The sequence below is a fragment of the Spongiimicrobium salis genome, from assembly GCF_043678055.1.
GTDB lineage: Bacteria > Bacteroidota > Bacteroidia > Flavobacteriales > Flavobacteriaceae > Spongiimicrobium > Spongiimicrobium salis.
In genome coordinates, this window is record NZ_JBHEQA010000002.1 from 1,142,923 (window position 1) to 1,157,856 (window position 14,934).

General features: G+C 43.8%; 21 protein-coding genes. 5 read left to right on the forward strand and 16 right to left on the reverse strand.

Annotated features, from left to right (window positions below; all coding sequences use genetic code 11):
• Positions 1 to 304: 304 nt before the first annotated feature.
• The 3 genes from ACEXOE_RS14120 to ACEXOE_RS14130 are packed head-to-tail and all read left to right on the forward strand — an operon-like array spanning position 305 to position 969.
• Complete coding sequence (locus ACEXOE_RS14120) at positions 305 to 472, forward strand: hypothetical protein (RefSeq protein ID WP_394749461.1); 168 nt, start codon at positions 305 to 307, stop codon at positions 470 to 472.
• Positions 459 to 608: a hypothetical protein gene (locus ACEXOE_RS14125; RefSeq protein WP_394749462.1), complete on the forward strand. Its 150-nt coding sequence runs from the start codon at positions 459 to 461 to the stop codon at positions 606 to 608. Before ACEXOE_RS14120 ends, ACEXOE_RS14125 begins: the two co-directional genes overlap by 14 nt.
• 13 nt (positions 609 to 621) lie before the next feature.
• The gene (locus ACEXOE_RS14130) at positions 622 to 969 is read left to right on the forward strand and encodes a hypothetical protein (protein WP_394749463.1); all 348 of its coding nucleotides are present in this window, start codon (positions 622 to 624) and stop codon (positions 967 to 969) included.
• Between the two features lie 567 nt (positions 970 to 1,536).
• Here the strand turns inward: ACEXOE_RS14130 and ACEXOE_RS14135 are convergent.
• Both ACEXOE_RS14135 and ACEXOE_RS14140 read right to left on the reverse strand, forming a co-directional pair.
• A complete protein-coding gene (locus tag ACEXOE_RS14135; RefSeq protein WP_394749464.1) occupies positions 1,537 to 1,950 on the reverse strand; it encodes a hypothetical protein in 414 nt (137 codons plus the stop codon).
• A 10-nt stretch (positions 1,951 to 1,960) separates the two neighbouring features.
• Positions 1,961 to 2,341 (reverse strand): hypothetical protein, encoded by a 381-nt coding sequence (locus tag ACEXOE_RS14140; RefSeq protein WP_394749465.1) that lies wholly within the window; start codon positions 2,339 to 2,341, stop codon positions 1,961 to 1,963.
• A gap of 228 nt (positions 2,342 to 2,569) precedes the next feature.
• Between ACEXOE_RS14140 and ACEXOE_RS14145 the strand changes: the two genes are divergently transcribed.
• Positions 2,570 to 2,890, forward strand: a complete 321-nt coding sequence (locus ACEXOE_RS14145) for a hypothetical protein (protein ID WP_394749466.1) — start codon at positions 2,570 to 2,572, stop codon at positions 2,888 to 2,890.
• Positions 2,891 to 2,900: 10 nt separating this feature from the next.
• On the opposite strand, the gene ACEXOE_RS14150 is transcribed toward ACEXOE_RS14145, so the two are convergent.
• Positions 2,901 to 3,614, reverse strand: coding sequence for an SOS response-associated peptidase (locus tag ACEXOE_RS14150; RefSeq protein WP_394749467.1), 714 nt, complete (start codon positions 3,612 to 3,614; stop codon positions 2,901 to 2,903).
• A gap of 117 nt (positions 3,615 to 3,731) precedes the next feature.
• Here ACEXOE_RS14150 and ACEXOE_RS14155 point away from each other — a divergent pair, with 117 nt between their 5' ends.
• Positions 3,732 to 4,067: a hypothetical protein gene (locus ACEXOE_RS14155; RefSeq protein ID WP_394749468.1), complete on the forward strand. Its 336-nt coding sequence runs from the start codon at positions 3,732 to 3,734 to the stop codon at positions 4,065 to 4,067.
• Here the strand turns inward: ACEXOE_RS14155 and ACEXOE_RS14160 are convergent.
• From ACEXOE_RS14160 to ACEXOE_RS14220, 13 genes are all read right to left on the reverse strand, one after another.
• A complete protein-coding gene (locus tag ACEXOE_RS14160) occupies positions 4,064 to 4,882 on the reverse strand; it encodes a DNA adenine methylase (RefSeq protein ID WP_394749469.1) in 819 nt (272 codons plus the stop codon). The two genes, ACEXOE_RS14155 and ACEXOE_RS14160, sit on opposite strands and share 4 nt — an antisense overlap.
• Positions 4,883 to 5,009: 127 nt before the next feature.
• Positions 5,010 to 5,795, reverse strand: a complete 786-nt coding sequence (locus ACEXOE_RS14165; protein WP_394749470.1) for a phage baseplate protein — start codon at positions 5,793 to 5,795, stop codon at positions 5,010 to 5,012.
• 73 nt (positions 5,796 to 5,868) lie between these two features.
• Entirely contained in the window at positions 5,869 to 6,369 is a 501-nt protein-coding gene (locus ACEXOE_RS14170; RefSeq protein ID WP_394749471.1) for a hypothetical protein, read from the reverse strand.
• Positions 6,366 to 7,226: a hypothetical protein gene (locus ACEXOE_RS14175; RefSeq protein WP_394749472.1), complete on the reverse strand. Its 861-nt coding sequence runs from the start codon at positions 7,224 to 7,226 to the stop codon at positions 6,366 to 6,368. The genes ACEXOE_RS14170 and ACEXOE_RS14175 overlap by 4 nt, the downstream gene beginning before the upstream one ends.
• Positions 7,227 to 7,478: 252 nt before the next feature.
• Positions 7,479 to 7,745: a hypothetical protein gene (locus tag ACEXOE_RS14180; RefSeq protein ID WP_394749473.1), complete on the reverse strand. Its 267-nt coding sequence runs from the start codon at positions 7,743 to 7,745 to the stop codon at positions 7,479 to 7,481.
• A 52-nt stretch (positions 7,746 to 7,797) separates the two neighbouring features.
• Positions 7,798 to 9,315: a hypothetical protein gene (locus ACEXOE_RS14185; protein WP_394749474.1), complete on the reverse strand. Its 1,518-nt coding sequence runs from the start codon at positions 9,313 to 9,315 to the stop codon at positions 7,798 to 7,800.
• Positions 9,315 to 11,126 carry a hypothetical protein gene (locus tag ACEXOE_RS14190; protein WP_394749475.1) on the reverse strand — a complete coding sequence of 604 codons (1,812 nt, stop codon included), beginning with the start codon at positions 11,124 to 11,126 and terminating at the stop codon, positions 9,315 to 9,317. Before ACEXOE_RS14190 ends, ACEXOE_RS14185 begins: the two co-directional genes overlap by 1 nt.
• Positions 11,123 to 11,365, reverse strand: a complete 243-nt coding sequence (locus ACEXOE_RS14195) for a hypothetical protein (protein WP_394749476.1) — start codon at positions 11,363 to 11,365, stop codon at positions 11,123 to 11,125. Before ACEXOE_RS14195 ends, ACEXOE_RS14190 begins: the two co-directional genes overlap by 4 nt.
• Positions 11,362 to 12,042, reverse strand: coding sequence for a hypothetical protein (locus tag ACEXOE_RS14200; protein WP_394749477.1), 681 nt, complete (start codon positions 12,040 to 12,042; stop codon positions 11,362 to 11,364). Before ACEXOE_RS14200 ends, ACEXOE_RS14195 begins: the two co-directional genes overlap by 4 nt.
• A 279-nt stretch (positions 12,043 to 12,321) precedes the next feature.
• Positions 12,322 to 12,612 carry a hypothetical protein gene (locus ACEXOE_RS14205; RefSeq protein WP_394749478.1) on the reverse strand — a complete coding sequence of 97 codons (291 nt, stop codon included), beginning with the start codon at positions 12,610 to 12,612 and terminating at the stop codon, positions 12,322 to 12,324.
• Between the two features lie 210 nt (positions 12,613 to 12,822).
• Complete coding sequence (locus ACEXOE_RS14210; protein ID WP_394749479.1) at positions 12,823 to 13,290, reverse strand: hypothetical protein; 468 nt, start codon at positions 13,288 to 13,290, stop codon at positions 12,823 to 12,825.
• The gene (locus ACEXOE_RS14215; protein ID WP_394749480.1) at positions 13,287 to 14,258 is read right to left on the reverse strand and encodes a hypothetical protein; all 972 of its coding nucleotides are present in this window, start codon (positions 14,256 to 14,258) and stop codon (positions 13,287 to 13,289) included. The genes ACEXOE_RS14210 and ACEXOE_RS14215 overlap by 4 nt, the downstream gene beginning before the upstream one ends.
• Positions 14,242 to 14,856: a DUF6046 domain-containing protein gene (locus tag ACEXOE_RS14220; protein ID WP_394749481.1), complete on the reverse strand. Its 615-nt coding sequence runs from the start codon at positions 14,854 to 14,856 to the stop codon at positions 14,242 to 14,244. Before ACEXOE_RS14220 ends, ACEXOE_RS14215 begins: the two co-directional genes overlap by 17 nt.
• Between the last annotated feature and the right edge of the window lie 78 nt (positions 14,857 to 14,934).

Consider the following 14,934-nt stretch of genomic DNA (forward strand, 5'->3'; position numbering starts at 1 on the left):
AAGTATCGAAATAATAATGAACTTCGTTTAGAACTTATCAAAACTCCCATTTCAAATGCACCTTACTTGGTTTATGTTTACCGTCTAACATAAAACAAGATAGTAAATGAATCCAGACCAAAGCAGAAGAGGAAATAAAAACTTCTTGAACCTATTGAACTTTATTTTGAAGTTGATCGAGATAGCATTAAAAATACATACTCTGTTATAAAAAAACTTTGTAAAAATATCCCTACTTTTATTTGTTTTTTAGTAAATATAAGTTTACTTTTAATACATGAATTGGCACGATCGATTTAAAGCTATGAAAAGGCATTTAAACCTTACGAATTCGGATATTTCCAAAATAACGGGGAATACCTATAATAGCGTAAAAACAACAACACAGCCCAATAAGGAACTTCCACGCTGGGCTAAATTAGCGGTAGTAGTGTTTGAACGAATGAAAAACCATACGAATGAAAAGAGTTGAAATATTGATAATAGCATTTGGCCTTTTAATACTTGGCCATGTTGAGGATGCCCAGTGGTTAGAATTGCCATACTTAATTTGTGGATATACAGGTCTACTTATTTTCTTTATATGGGTTTTTAAAGGAAAAGATTGAAAATTAATATTTTATGAATAAACCTAAGAAAATAGATATTCGTCGAATATCAGAATTGGATTTACCAACTATCCAGTATGACGTAAATAAAATTAACAATCTATTGTACGATTATAGGATTAGTATTGCGGAAATGCAAGAAGAGTTTTTCCATAAATTATCAGTTCATTGTTTGGGTAGGGAACCGGATTTAATTAAAGACAAAGGAAGGTTTACTATCATAAGCCATACGTTTAATGACCATAGTTTTCTTGAGTTTGACGGAAAAGTAGTGGGAGAAATAAGATATCCTCACCAAAACATGAATCCACAAGATCCTGCGATTAATTTAGTAATGGAATTTATACCAATAGAAAAATGAATCCTAAAAGACCATCACACCAATTAATGCAAAGAGTTAAAAGAAACGATTGGGTTAATAGATTTCCAGAAGAGGATTTTGCATTTAATGGACTGACATTTCAGGAAATTTCTCATAACCTTAAATGGTTTTATAAAGCTCTTAGAGCACAAAAAGGAATTTAAAGAAATAATGAAAAAACCCGAAATAGCTAGTTCCGGGTTTCCTTTGTCAAAATTTAAAAGTAATCAGATAACCGTGCCGTTCACAGGCAATGGTGTTATTTTTCCGTATAGGGTAATCAGCGTTCCTTCCTCAGATACTTCGATTCCCTCTACATAAAATCGTTTGTTCAATTCTTCAACTATGATATTGGAGTGAATGGGGGGGTATTACGCGCATCTGCATAGTTTTAATGCTCTCTCCGTGACTTTCTTTTAGTTCTACTCTTATCGTGTTGTATTCGTGGATAAAATCCCTGATAGGCTTTACAATCCAATCATTTAAAAGCTTGTGAAGTTTTTTCATACATGCAATGTATGGAGGTAAGTTGGATTGTTTTTACAGAAATCTGTATATCACAAAATTTTATTGTTGACCGTTCTCTTTTATCAATGTATAAAATGAAACCAATCCATTCAAAATTCGCTTGTAGGCTGTGCTAGTAGCAAAACTATTTGCATTTTTGTAATCGAACATTTCTGCAATATCTGAATTGTCTATGCCCAAGTCTTTTTTTATGGATTCGATATCAATTATTTTATAATACACAGATCCGCTGACATTTCCTCTTGTTGGAGAGAAAGAGTGTTTGAAAACATATTTTATCTCATACATTGTTTCGTTTGTGGCTCCGTTTATTTTGGGAATCGCAGTCAACCCAAACGGCCTAGTCTCGATACCGAACTTCGAGTAATCATTTCTATCCAGTATCAATGTTCCCTTTTTGCTTTTTTCTAAAATGTTCAACTCTGACTTAAGAATAATAGGTAAATTTTTCATACTTTTCAATTTATATAATTAAACTGTTGTTTTTTGCAAAATAAGCTACACACCATGCCTGCTTTTCGCTGATATTCTTTCCATTGATCGCATTTTCAATAATAGAACCAACAAAGTGACTCTTCTCGTCCGCAACCCTCATAATTTTCGTGAACCTGCCAGTAGAATTGAACATCACCCCCCTATCCGTTCTATCCCCCATTATTTCATTTTTCATTATCCTTAAGTAGTCGTTCATGATTTCCTTTACGTTATTCAAACTCTTTAAAGCCATGGAAAAGAAATCCCTATAGCTAAACGTCCAGTTGTTAAGCTTTTTTCTCATTTTATAAGAAGACCAGTCTCTTGCCAACTCATGCGCTTTTTTGAATTTAATTGCTTGTGATTTCATAATTTATCTTTTTAGATGTGTTCAAATATAGGTATATACCTAAATGATTGCAAATAAAAATAGAATTATTTTAGGTATATGCCTAATTTTAACATAATAAGGAGTAAATAGTGCCTATATCATTTGATTTTGTGGACATCAGTAAAATGATTTGCACAAAAGATATATTTTTGGATAGGCAAAAGTTCCTGGACATGGCTTGACTCAAGCCAATAAACTATAAACCAAATGGAAAAAATTTACGAGTTTCAATTACCTGAATTTCTGTTGGGCGAAAATCCGATTAAAGATGGGTCTACAACAGATCAAAGGCTTTTTATCATCCACAAGGGGATAACTATGATAGAAGTTATATCACATGAAATTTTTCCCATACATCTAATCAAGGATGTACAAAGAAAAAAAGAGTATACCTTTTTTGAAGAGTCTTTTACTCTTGCTTACCACACTGATAATTCTTCATACCATGGAATAGAGAGTGAATCTCTTTTAGATATGGCGTGGGAATGGTTCCGTCAGTATTTAATATGGGAAGACACCACGGAGTAATACAATAGAACTAAAACAAAGTCCCCTGTACCGGATAATCATATCTTTCCAAAGCTTGGGGAACATTAGTTTTTACATGACTGTTTGTGACTGATTTCATAACTGGCCAAGCTTCTAATTTTGGCGTAACATGATCATTTATTATATCACGAATATCCAACCTTTCTAAAGTAGGGTCTAACCAATCATCTGCTTTATCGGGACTTACCATTATCGGCATTCGAGGTTCTTCAATATTGTGGATTTTTCCAACAAAATCATTTGCAACGGTGGTAAGTATTGTGAAAAGATACATTTCATCATATCGTACCGCACATCCTAACATTCCCAAATATTCCGTTTCAACCGGTTTTATGAAATAAGGAAAAGATATATCGCCCCTGTCATGTGGCTCAAAAAATCCTGTAACAGGAATGACTACCCTATTGTGAAGGATGGCATCACTGGTACGAATATTATCAAAAACATATTCACTCTTCGTATTTAAACATTTACCTCCAAATTCTTTCCAATAAGCCTGTATATTCAGGGTTCCTGGTGGTACAATGCCCCATCTCATGGGCACAATCTCATCTTCATTCTGGGAAAGACCTTGTATTACTTCATGGTCATATCCATTCATATGATAAAAAGGGGTGTATAGCTCTGGGAATCGCGTTTGCCTACGAAATTCCTCCTCCATTTTCTTGGCCTGTGGATGCTTGTTTGATGTATGGTAGCACATACGGGCTATAATCGGGAAATCGAATTATACATTGAAGGAAAACAAATTATACATAAAAAATAAAGTCCATGTTTTGATTGCGTTTTAAACGTCCTTTAAATTGGCTTTGAACGCTACATGAAATTCTTATCTTTAATCGCTTCAAAAAATCAAGAAAAGGTGGATAAAGAGTTCAATATCGATGAGATACTCATGGCGGTCATCGACAATCATAAGAGTTATATCAAGGTGCAGGACAATAATGGACATTATGCCGTATACCAACAGGGTGTATACGAGTATTTAGGTCGATCAGGTGTTCCAAAAAGAGAGGTGAAAGAAAAATCTACTTTAAAAAAAATATTCAAGGAATTGATCAAGCAGCATAATCGATTTGAGTACAATGGACACATTTACTGCCGTGAGTGGACAATAATAAAAAGCGACTCATATTGGCCTCTTGAATTAGATTAAAACAACTTTAAATCCCCTTTAGGGTTCGAAAGGTCGTAATTGGCCGTTAGCACCTCTATTTTCCTCTTTCCCGGACTTCCAACCCCATTCGCTACGCTCACAGGCTGTTCAATACGTTTTTGGACCCATCCATTGTTTTTAGCATATTCTTGCAGGATATCGCTCGGATAGCTGCTCAAAAGAAATTTACCGGATATCGTTGCCGACAGTTTTAAAAGGTTCTCAAAATCATCCTTGCTATAACCATCATAATGCCCACAATCACTATTAAAGTATGGAGGGTCCAGATAATGGAAAGTATGCGGGCTATCCCTTGAAATGATAACCCGCAGCGCATCGGTGCATTCTATCTGTACGTTTTGGACCCTTATGGCATAGTCTTCCGTGAAGCTATTTCGTTTCTTGGTTATTTTCCGGCTCGTGGAGCCCTTTTTGACATCGTATCCAAAGCTTCCGTCCAGCATACTACTGAAGCTCTGGGAGGATAGCACCCAGACTGCCCAGGCGCGCCGCAATCGATCGAACATATGGGGATTATTGTAAATGACCGTTGCGTCATTGTGGAGACTTCTACTATGCAGGCTAATGCGTATAAGCTTTTCGAGTTCCACAAATTCATTCTGCACGCATTCGTAAAAGTTTATCAGCTCCCTATTGTAATCATTGATCACCTCGACCTCGCTCTTGGTCTTGGACCAGAAGACCGCACCTCCTCCGACAAAGGTTTCCGTGTAAGTAACGTGATCGGGAAATAGGGGGATTATTGTTCGTAGAAGGTTCTGTTTGCCTCCATAATAACTTATAGGTGTGTTCATTTTTTTCTATATTTGTTGTCGACTAAAACATTGATGCACATTGAACATGCTAGGCTTACGCCCCGGCCATGCACAATGTGCTTTTTCTTTATGTTTTAGTCGACCTACAGAAAGTCCGGGGCTCTTTTTATCCCGTGAACATTATTTTAGCCAGGACGTAATAAGGCGGGCGGTTCTCGTGTGGCTGTCCACCTCCCGCATTGTTCGTCGTGACCGAATGGGTATGGTTGGGAACGGGGTTGGAATTGAAGTCCCTAAAACCTTCATCATTGCCAGATGTATTTCGGGCCAATGAGGCCCCATCTCCCGTACCGAAAGCGTCTTCCCTTATCCTTGTGGTCACTGTATGCGCTCCGGCGGCCGTGGCCGTTCCTGTGTGATTGTGGGCCGGCATTTGGTCTACGGTCAGGGGCACCTCCTTCGCTCCGCCTTGTTTTCCAACGGCATCGTAATCTGCCTCCCGGGAATCGTATGAAACTATGAAACGCCCCCTAAGGTCCGGGGTGCCATTGGCACCATCGCACAAGCTCCATCCCTGTGGTATATCCGCTATCGCCCCGCTCCAATCCAATATGGCACCAATGGGCACCAATTGCTTTTGGATATCCGTGATCGGTCTTACACGCTCGAGAGAGGCAAATGGAATCGTGTAAGTGCCCGTATCCCCAAAAATTGCACTCCTATGGAAGTACCCGGGCTTTTGATCGCCCAAGCCGTCCTGTGGCGCCAGATCCTCTAAATAGGTTACATCCTCTATCGTTTCCGAAATGGTAACATCAACGGCGAGGGGGCCGCCCTCGAACCGAAATATCTCATTATCGAGCACCATCCATCCCGGGGCAACGTTGTCGCCCTGGATCTCGCACCCTCTTAATATGTAGTCGCTGCCGCCAAGGGATGACAATGTTGCCACCTCTGCGATGATTGACTGTATGAACATTAAAAACTCGTTGTCTGCGGGGAATCCATCCCCTTGGGCCAAATATCTATTCATAAGCTATGGTATATGTTTTGTCCGGTAATCTGTAAAAATCTATGAGGGCTCGCAATCTCGTGGTCTCGGCCTCGTCCAGTCTGAGGGAAGATGGCAGGACCACACTGAAATCGACCTCTATCTTCTCCAGGCTCGATCTATCATTGAACCTGATGGGCGCTGCACTGGCCCTGTCGCTGAAGCGTACCGGTCTATTGATCGCACGATCATAAAAATAGACGGGATAGACATATTCCCCGTCCAGGATGTAAATGCGGCGCTGTGTACGGTCAAAGGCGTCGTTAATTACATTTTCCATGGAAAACACCTGGGCAGTGTGGGAAACCCTATAAATGGCGGTCTCCCTATAGCCGACGAATCTGGAATGGATTTCCTTTATGGGACTTGCGAGGCACATCAACAAATTGATTATCCTGGGCTTTCGCTTCCTCATCGGCAATAGCAGAACAATAAGGCGATCGAAATTGATATTGTAGATGCTATCGAAATTCATAACGTTCCGCGAGATCTGAAGTTTATGGTCAGGTTGTCGTCACTGATACCCATATAACCGCTATTGGCGATATAAAAATCATCTATGGACTGAAAGTTTTCCGGCACCTGATAATTGGCCGCAGCCGCCTCCACGTACGCGTCACGGTTCGCGCATCCCTCCAAGGCCCTTAATATGCCCTCGAGCTGCGAAATATTGAATTCCCCGTTGAACCTTAGATTCTTTAGGTATTCCCGTATGGCATCCTGAACGGGCGTATTGTTCGTACCATCGATCCTTACGCCCTGTGATGTCAGTACGAGGGGATCATAATAAAAATCGATGGTGAGCCTTAGGTCGTCCGCACGCTCCGATAACAACTGTAGTTTAGTGCCCGCAGGCTTTATCCTCTCAAAGTACTCCCGTAAGCCTTGAAGCTCTTCAGCGGACAATTTTTCCAGTTCCCCATCGGTCTCTTTGGCGACCTTTATAAAAAGGATATTACGATTATCGATCTCCAGCTCGACGACGGCCGATCGCGCAACGATCATCGCGTTTGCTATTTCCTCGGCGGTATACCCTTCATCGTTGTAGAAATTGATACCGTTCTCCAATAATGGATGGCCGTGTCTATAATCCAGGGCAATACTACGGAACCAGAGCGTCGTGAACAATTTTTGTTCGCTTATCCGTTGGTCCATCTCAATGGTGAACACCCTTAGGAATTCATATAACACGTACATGACAGTGGCAATGACGAATGCCCATAAGCGGTATAGTGCGACGTTGCTCGTACTATCAAGGCCATTAAGGGACTCAAAGTTGTCCTTTTCGGCTAAAATGTTATTTTTGATCTGTTGGATAGATGGTGATTCCATAGATTTTTTAATATCTTAAACAATCATTTAAATAAGGATCTGATCCTGTCCCAAATACCAATTACCACCTCTCTGAGATATTGACCCCAGGAACCGTTGTAGTGCTTCTTAATTTGATTGTGGTACATAGATGTCAGGAAGGACGTGGTTGCAATCATGCCCACTAAAAGTCCCACCCAATCAAATCCAGAATATAGGGCATAGGCTATTCCTTTGGATAGACAATCGTATGGAAGATGGATTCTGTACATATTATCGAATGAGTTTAGTTAGCATTCCTCCTATATTATTGGCAATTGATCCAAGATTTTTATTTGCCGCAATAAGCACAAAACCCGCTAGCGCAAATTTCAGCTTAAAGGGATCCATCGCTACTACATCTTTCCCTATCCAAAAAAGCGTTACCAATGATTCCCAAATACCTGCCAGAAACATAAGACCGCCCACTATCCGAAAGAACAGCATCCATCTTTTTTCTGATATAGTTCCCGTACTTTTAACTGTATCTTTTATGCTCATAATATTTAATTTGACATTATTAATCGTGGTTATCGCTCAATTTATTCATATCTCAAATCTTACTTTTTTTCACACTTGCGTTAGTGTTCGGGGCTGTCGGTTTAATCTGCCCGGCCATTATAATACTCCATGCATCACGGGCATTGTATCCCGCCTTGTTCACATAGGTGACACCTTGCCACGTATACTGTTCTTTTACCTGTGTCGATACGACTATATTGTTTTCCGCTTCAAAAAGATCATAAATACCGTTCCAGTTGTCATCCGTGTAAAACGAATTGGAAGCCCTTACCGGATGAATCCAATCCACTTCATCTTGCCAAGAATCCGTGCGGGATATAAAACTATCAAAGTAATGGGCGTCTATGGCATCATGGGCGATTATCGGAACCCCTAAGGCACTTGTAGACCTATTGTTACCCACGTTCCTTTGGGTGATGATCTTATCGTATGCTTCAGATGCCGAAACATACCTATACCCCACATCCGAAATTGGAACCGGGGTAGACCTAAATAGGTTGTCCGCAACCTGTGTCGTATTGGTGTCATCAAAGTAGGTCCATATGGTTTTATTGTCAACATCAGGATCTTCCAACAATCCCTCGACATGGTTCCCTGCGCTAAAAATCCTATTTAAATCCCCATTTTCATTCTGTACCTGATTGATCATTGAATTTGCCAACGTGATGGATCTGGGCCCCGTGCGATACCAACATCCGAAATTGTCTATCCTTGCCCCTTCGAACAAATTTATCGTCCTACCTACCCAATTATAGACTACGTTGTTATGTACCCTTCCCAAACTACCAAACCTCCCGGCAACGTTCGGTGTCCTGGATTGGACCGCTGCAAAAAAACTCTTATGGATGTTGTAAATGGTCTCGCCCCTTATCGTCCCGGATGTGGAAGCCCCAAGAATGGCCCCGGTGTTGTGCCCAAATCGCGCTTGTCCAAACAATATGTGCTGCAGGATGATATCTGAATAAATCACATCGACCACCGTGCCCGGGAAGATGTTCAACAATTCATCGCCGGACCAACCCAAAGAAACATGATCTAATACTATCCTCTCCGATCTACTTATTGATACCTGATCATCTATTTCCAAGGTTGCGGTGTTACCGTTCCTTGTGGTAAGATATCTTATGATAATATTGGAAGTATTGGCAATCTGGATTTTCCCGTTTATATGGGCCAGTCCCCCTTCCGGAGCCAAATGCCCGTGATATGTCTTATTCCCTTGGTCTGCGAATGTAATATTGATATCCATGCCAGAAACGCTCCCGGATACTCTGGGGATAATATCAAGTCCCTGGCCCCTTAAAAGAAATGCGCCCGATATACTACCTTTATAGTGTGCTTCCGTAGAATCGGTCGCCGCATAAAAAGTAGCTTCTTCTAGGTTGCTCAAAGTGGTTATAAAAAAAAGAGCTCCATTACTACCGCCGCTTATCCTATCGGCACCCTCACCTTTTAGTGAAGGAAAGGCCGCGCCACTATCCCATACGACCCTTTGGGCATTAGTGGAATGCAAAATGATCAACAACAGAAATATAAGTATACTTTTCATTATTTTATCTCATTATATATTGCAGAAGCTTCCTGTGCCGTGGTTGCGGCATTGAATATGGCCACATGGCTAAGACTTCCCTCAAAGTTGTGGGTGGTCCCGTCGAACCTAGATCCTAACAGTACATTGTTGGAAGTCGTTACCGTTCCGACCGCCCCATTTGTAACTATCTGGACATCGTTCCGGTAAACATCCATTCCCGTTGTCCGCACGATCATTATGATTACATCACCGGGTGCAAATACAGCCGATTCGATAGATTGTTGTCCACCAGCATAATACCTTTGTATGCTCGATACCAAGGATATTGAATATTGTCCCGATGTTGTGGTGTTCAGCTGGGCCTTTGAAATCAATTGTTGGTTTTTAGTGGTGTTTACGGCATGCCCGATTTTAAGGACAATGGTAAATTCATCCGTACCCGGGGTAAAATCCAATTGTGGCACGTTGCCATATGTATAAAAATCATCTACACCATCAAATAATATTTGGCGCTCGCCATTTTCGATATGGAGCGTACCTCGTGTCGTTGTGGTGGCAGTTGCGTTGAAACCACTTTGGGAATCGTTCCACACACTGACAACATCACCTTCATTTACAGCGGTAGGATCGATCGTTTCGGGTGTCTGTTTAACAATTAAGGAGGGAAGATCCAGAGCAGATCGAAACACTTCCCACATACCATCGGCCCTATAATTTCCCGAACTCTCTTTTGATATAACGATAGTCCTACCGGATTCGACCGTTATTTTGTTTACGCTCTCGGTAGCCTTGACAAGTTCCACGCCCTCACCGTATACGATGGCCCCGCTAAACTCTATGGTAAGTTTTTCCGCTAAATCCCCACTGCCCAAAACAAAAGGTACGCCAATAGGAAGCGTATCATCAATAGTGATCGTTGAATTATCTTCCACTATAATGGAAACTCTTCTACCTCTATTGGGGAAAGCCGTTGAAATGATGTCCCCGGGGAGTAAAGTCCTATTCCCCGACGAACTCGTATAAACCAATTTTCCGAGATTCCCCAATACTTCATCTATACCTGAAAGGGAACCGGTTAAGGTTGTTCCAGATGTGGTATTGGCGTAGTTAACAGGTGTATGCTGTGATATCACACTAGAGGATATGGGACTTAATAGATCTACCGATCCATATGAAAGTGATGAAGCCGTACCTTCGAGGTCGATGTAAAATCCCGGTGAAGTCTGGAATCTTATCCTTGGGTTTCCCGTACCGCTTCCAACGGCCATGAGATTGGCATTCATAAGAGAAAAACTTCCAGTGCCCCCGTTCAAAATGTTCTGAAGGTTCAAATCAAGGGCACCTGTCATCGGTACCGTACCATTGGCCAACAAATCACCGGTTCCCGACATTAAATTGTCGACGTAGATTTTACTGGCTGCCTCATTATCCAAAACAGGTGTACTGGACACCCTTACGCCATTATGGAACAATGGCCTTGCCCCGGAATCAAAAAGAGCGAACATCGGGCTTCCGGTGTTGTCGTTGAAGTTGAGCGCTGCACCATTGTTTATCCCAATGTTCCTATTGGAGCCTATGGTCTGATCGACTTCCGATATCGAATTGTCCGATCCACTTCCGGAGAACCGTGCCACCCATCCCAGTCCGGCATTTATTTCCTCCCGACCGGTATCGACATTGTAGAGTGTATACACCTTTGAGGTGTCGGACACATCGATCGCATCACGCTGTGCGGTGGTTTTTTTTCCATGGCGTACAAAGCCGTGGAAGACTTGGGAATGTCCTAAAAAACTGCCTAAAAGGATAATTATAAAAATTAGCTTCTTCATTTTTTTTCAAGTTTAAAATTGTGTATTTCGGGCCGGAACCTTTTATATTTCTCCAATGGGGGAAGGCTTATGATCGCCTCCCCATTTTCGTTTATATGGACTACTGGCGCGGTGGCCATTAAATCGGCCACCCTTTTCTCCAGTTCCAAGATCCTTGCCCGTTGTTTTCGTCTGGCCATATCAAAGACCAATGCGATTCCACAAAGGGCGATTGTCACTATGATGATGATCGTTGTCATAAGCTCTGTATTATGGGTTCATTTAAGTCTTGATCGTTGGCAGGGTTATCCACATCCAGGAGCGGGATATCGTTCAACACTTCGGCTATGATGTACTCCCCGTCCCGGTACGCGCCCCGCCCGTGCAGTTCGTCCCCGGTTTCCGGATAGGGCTGATCTCCTCCCGAAGTCTTATAGAGCCGGTAACCGTTCCAAATCCGAAACTGTTGGCTGCCCAGATCGGTCAGTTGTGATGTCAGGATGGAGATCTGTTGGTTCTGGCCGTTTATGATATCCAAAAGACCGTTGATCTCGCCAATTTCGTGGAAAGCGGGATGTACATAGTTTTGAAGGTTGTCCAGCTTTAATTTGAGGGTCTGGGTGAAATCTTCCGTACTCAGTCCCTTTCCGGGGGTTTTCTCCACTTTCTGTGACAACTGGTTGGCCAGGTCCTGTATCTTCGATATGGGAAAGCTTTCGGGCTCATTGTACTGTGCGATCCTGGTCTCGGTCTCGGTGTCCGCCGCATCGATGGTAACGATAACGATCTCACCGGTATCCGGATCCGTTTCTATGGATCGCACGATATTGCCCTGGTCAAGGTGCCAGAAAGATGCCAACAGGTTCTCCCATTTTGTGATCATCACGGGATCATCGCATGTCAGGTAAGCCAATAGTATATTGATTGCTTGCTTCATTATGTAAAACATTTACAATAGTTGCACGGATCTATATTGTCCGCTATATCGGATTCTTCGTCCGTGAGGGCCGTTGCCGGCCTGACGTTGTACGCCCTATAAAAATCGATGTTGCCCTGTTGGTCCCCCGATGTCGTGACAGGGCTCAGTTGGTTTCCAGCGACGAGCTCGTCCGTGATGGACAGATCGTTGGCCAGGGCCATCTCCACGATCGCCCCCAGGTTCCCGTTGGTCCCCAGGACCATATCCAATAAGCTCTGTCTAGATAGGACTTTCATATTATGGCCTTTCGGCATTTATATTTATATCGCTCCCCTGGAGGGTTGTCCGGACGTTTACATATCCGTCCTCCTGGAGCTGGGTTCTTATATCCTTTTTTAATTTGGAGAGCCCTGCCCTCTGTTTGATCCTTGTAACGGCCTCCGCACCCAAAAGTGGGAATTCCTTCCATTCGCCCTTGAAGCTATGTACAAGGTCCTCCACGTGCACGGCCTCATTGTCACCGATCACCAGATCGCCGCTGCGTATGAGCAGGTCCCCGTCTTCATCGAGCATAATATCGTTCGCCATATCAAAGTGTCTTTCCTATTATCGTAGCACTGCCGGGCTGCACCCCGACAACACGTACATCCCTGTCCGTAACGAACGCCTCTATGGCATCCGCCAATTTTTCCGCTATCCTTTCACGCGCTTCGGACGGATCCACTTCGTTATCCGATTCCCCATCGTATGCGCCCCTTATCAGATTTTTTAACTGTTCTTTGCTTATTGCCATTCAGGTCATCTTAAAATCATGTTCAAACGGGCTTTGATGGCCAGGGTCTCGACCCTGTCTATCGTGGTGCCGTTGACGACCACTATCTTATTGACCTCGTCTATATAATCGCCGAGCACGGTCTTTAGATCTTCATCGTTGCGCTGCAGCAACAGGCCTTTTTCATCGAGTTCCGCAATCATGGTACCCTTGCGGTAGACGATGCCGGCAGCACTGCTGATATGCAGCAATATGGCATCCTGCGCGTTGGGCAGTACCCCGATGGCGACCTTGCTGTCGATCTCCGGCCGTATCACCAAGCGTTCCTCGCCATTTTCCAAGAGCGCGTTGAAGGGCACCTCAAAAAATTCCCGATCATCATAGTCCGCCGTAACGGTGCAATGGTCCTCGAACAGTTCCGTGACCCTCCCCAATTGGACGGCCATTACCATCTTTTCCTCTACTATCTTTTCTATGACCTCCCTTATCTTCATATTGCGCTGCTTATCCTCATCGTCCTTCTATATCCGGTCGTGGGCCCGAAGGTCACACCGACCTCGTCGACGAAATGTTCACTGTCCCGCTGCTCGTAGAGATCGTCCTTTATGCGCACCGTCTGGCCATGTACCACATATGGAAATCCAAAACTTATTAGCTCCCCGTCATAGCCGCCGGTCGTCCTCAATTGTTCATATTCCCGGAGCAATTGCGCCTCCAGTTGTTTCTTGGTGTACGATCCCTGGAGATTTCGCCTTATTACGTTGCCCCCGGTCTCGCCCACGGATGCCCGTGTGACCACTCCATTGGGAGCGGTGGCGGTCGCGTATATTATTGTTCTTATATCGGTACCGGAAATGAATTGAAGCCTATCGTTTATGATGTTTTTTCCAAAAACATAATTGGCCACGGTATCGCTTATCTTTGGATCCGAATGGACCAGTCCGCTCACCAGTCGGGAACCCCTGAAAAAGGTATACAGGCCCGCGGTCTTCCTTAGGTGGTCGAAAACCTTTAAGGGCGTGGTGTCCTTCAGCGATATCTTTCCATATACCTCGTCCGGGCAATCGATCTCGTAACCGGGCGCGACCGCTTCCAGGATCTCCCTGATCGTGGCCCTGGGCATACTGATCGAGACGCGTTCCCGTTTCAATTGCCACATCTCGTCCTCACACTCCAGTTCGTAAGGAAATGAAGGGCGGGGCGAGCGTGATATGTACCCCGTAAATTCGGAGACGTAACTTCCATTGTAACCGAGTTCGATGGTGACGGCGTCGCCGGTCTTTATGAGCTCCCGGATCGGAACGGTCATCTTTTTGGGACGGCCATCGTCCAAATAGCTCATGGCACGGGGCAGTTTGATCTTCGCCCTGTCCGTAAAATTGCGCCAGCTGCTCTCGATCTCTACCTCCGCTATGGAAAGAAACCCGACCGGTCCTATGGATATCCTACAGTTCAATACCATCGTCTATGAATATTATGAAAGGCCGTTTGCTCTTTGCGGTGATCTCGAAGGGCTGGACGTTGCTGTATCCCGCCAATTGCGGAAGGCTAAGGTCGTGTATGCTGATATGGTCTATCCCCAAAAGGTTCAGGAATTCGCTTATCACGGGTTTGGCGCTGTGCAATAGGCCGCAGGTTCTTACGAGCTCGGCCACCTGCTCCTCGGGATAGGCATCATCACCGTATCCAATGATAAAGCCCTTGAATGTTAGCAGCCAATCGTCCATACTGACGATCTCCTCCACGGTGCCCTCGGCACCGACGATATCGGTCTCGACCACTTTTTTGGCCCGTATCGCCTCAACGGTCATCTCTGCAGGAAACCTGTACCCGGGAAAGCGTTTTCCGGTACCGTCCTCTATGAGGGGCTCGATCTCCACAATGTCCCAAACGGGGATCCCCAGGCCACTGGTCAGATAGTAGTCCCGGGAATCCTCCTGTACGTCGATCTTCTTTTTTGAGAACCTGTCAAAGAACTTGTTGTTGCCCAGAAGCGGCGCGATGCCGAACTGGTCCTTGAATAATTGCTCTATGTTGAAATTAAATTGCAATGGTTTCACCTTCTTTTGCGGACGCCCGTTTCGATTCGAACTCGAGCGCCCATTTTAACTGCTCCCATTTGTCCCAAAAGAGACCGT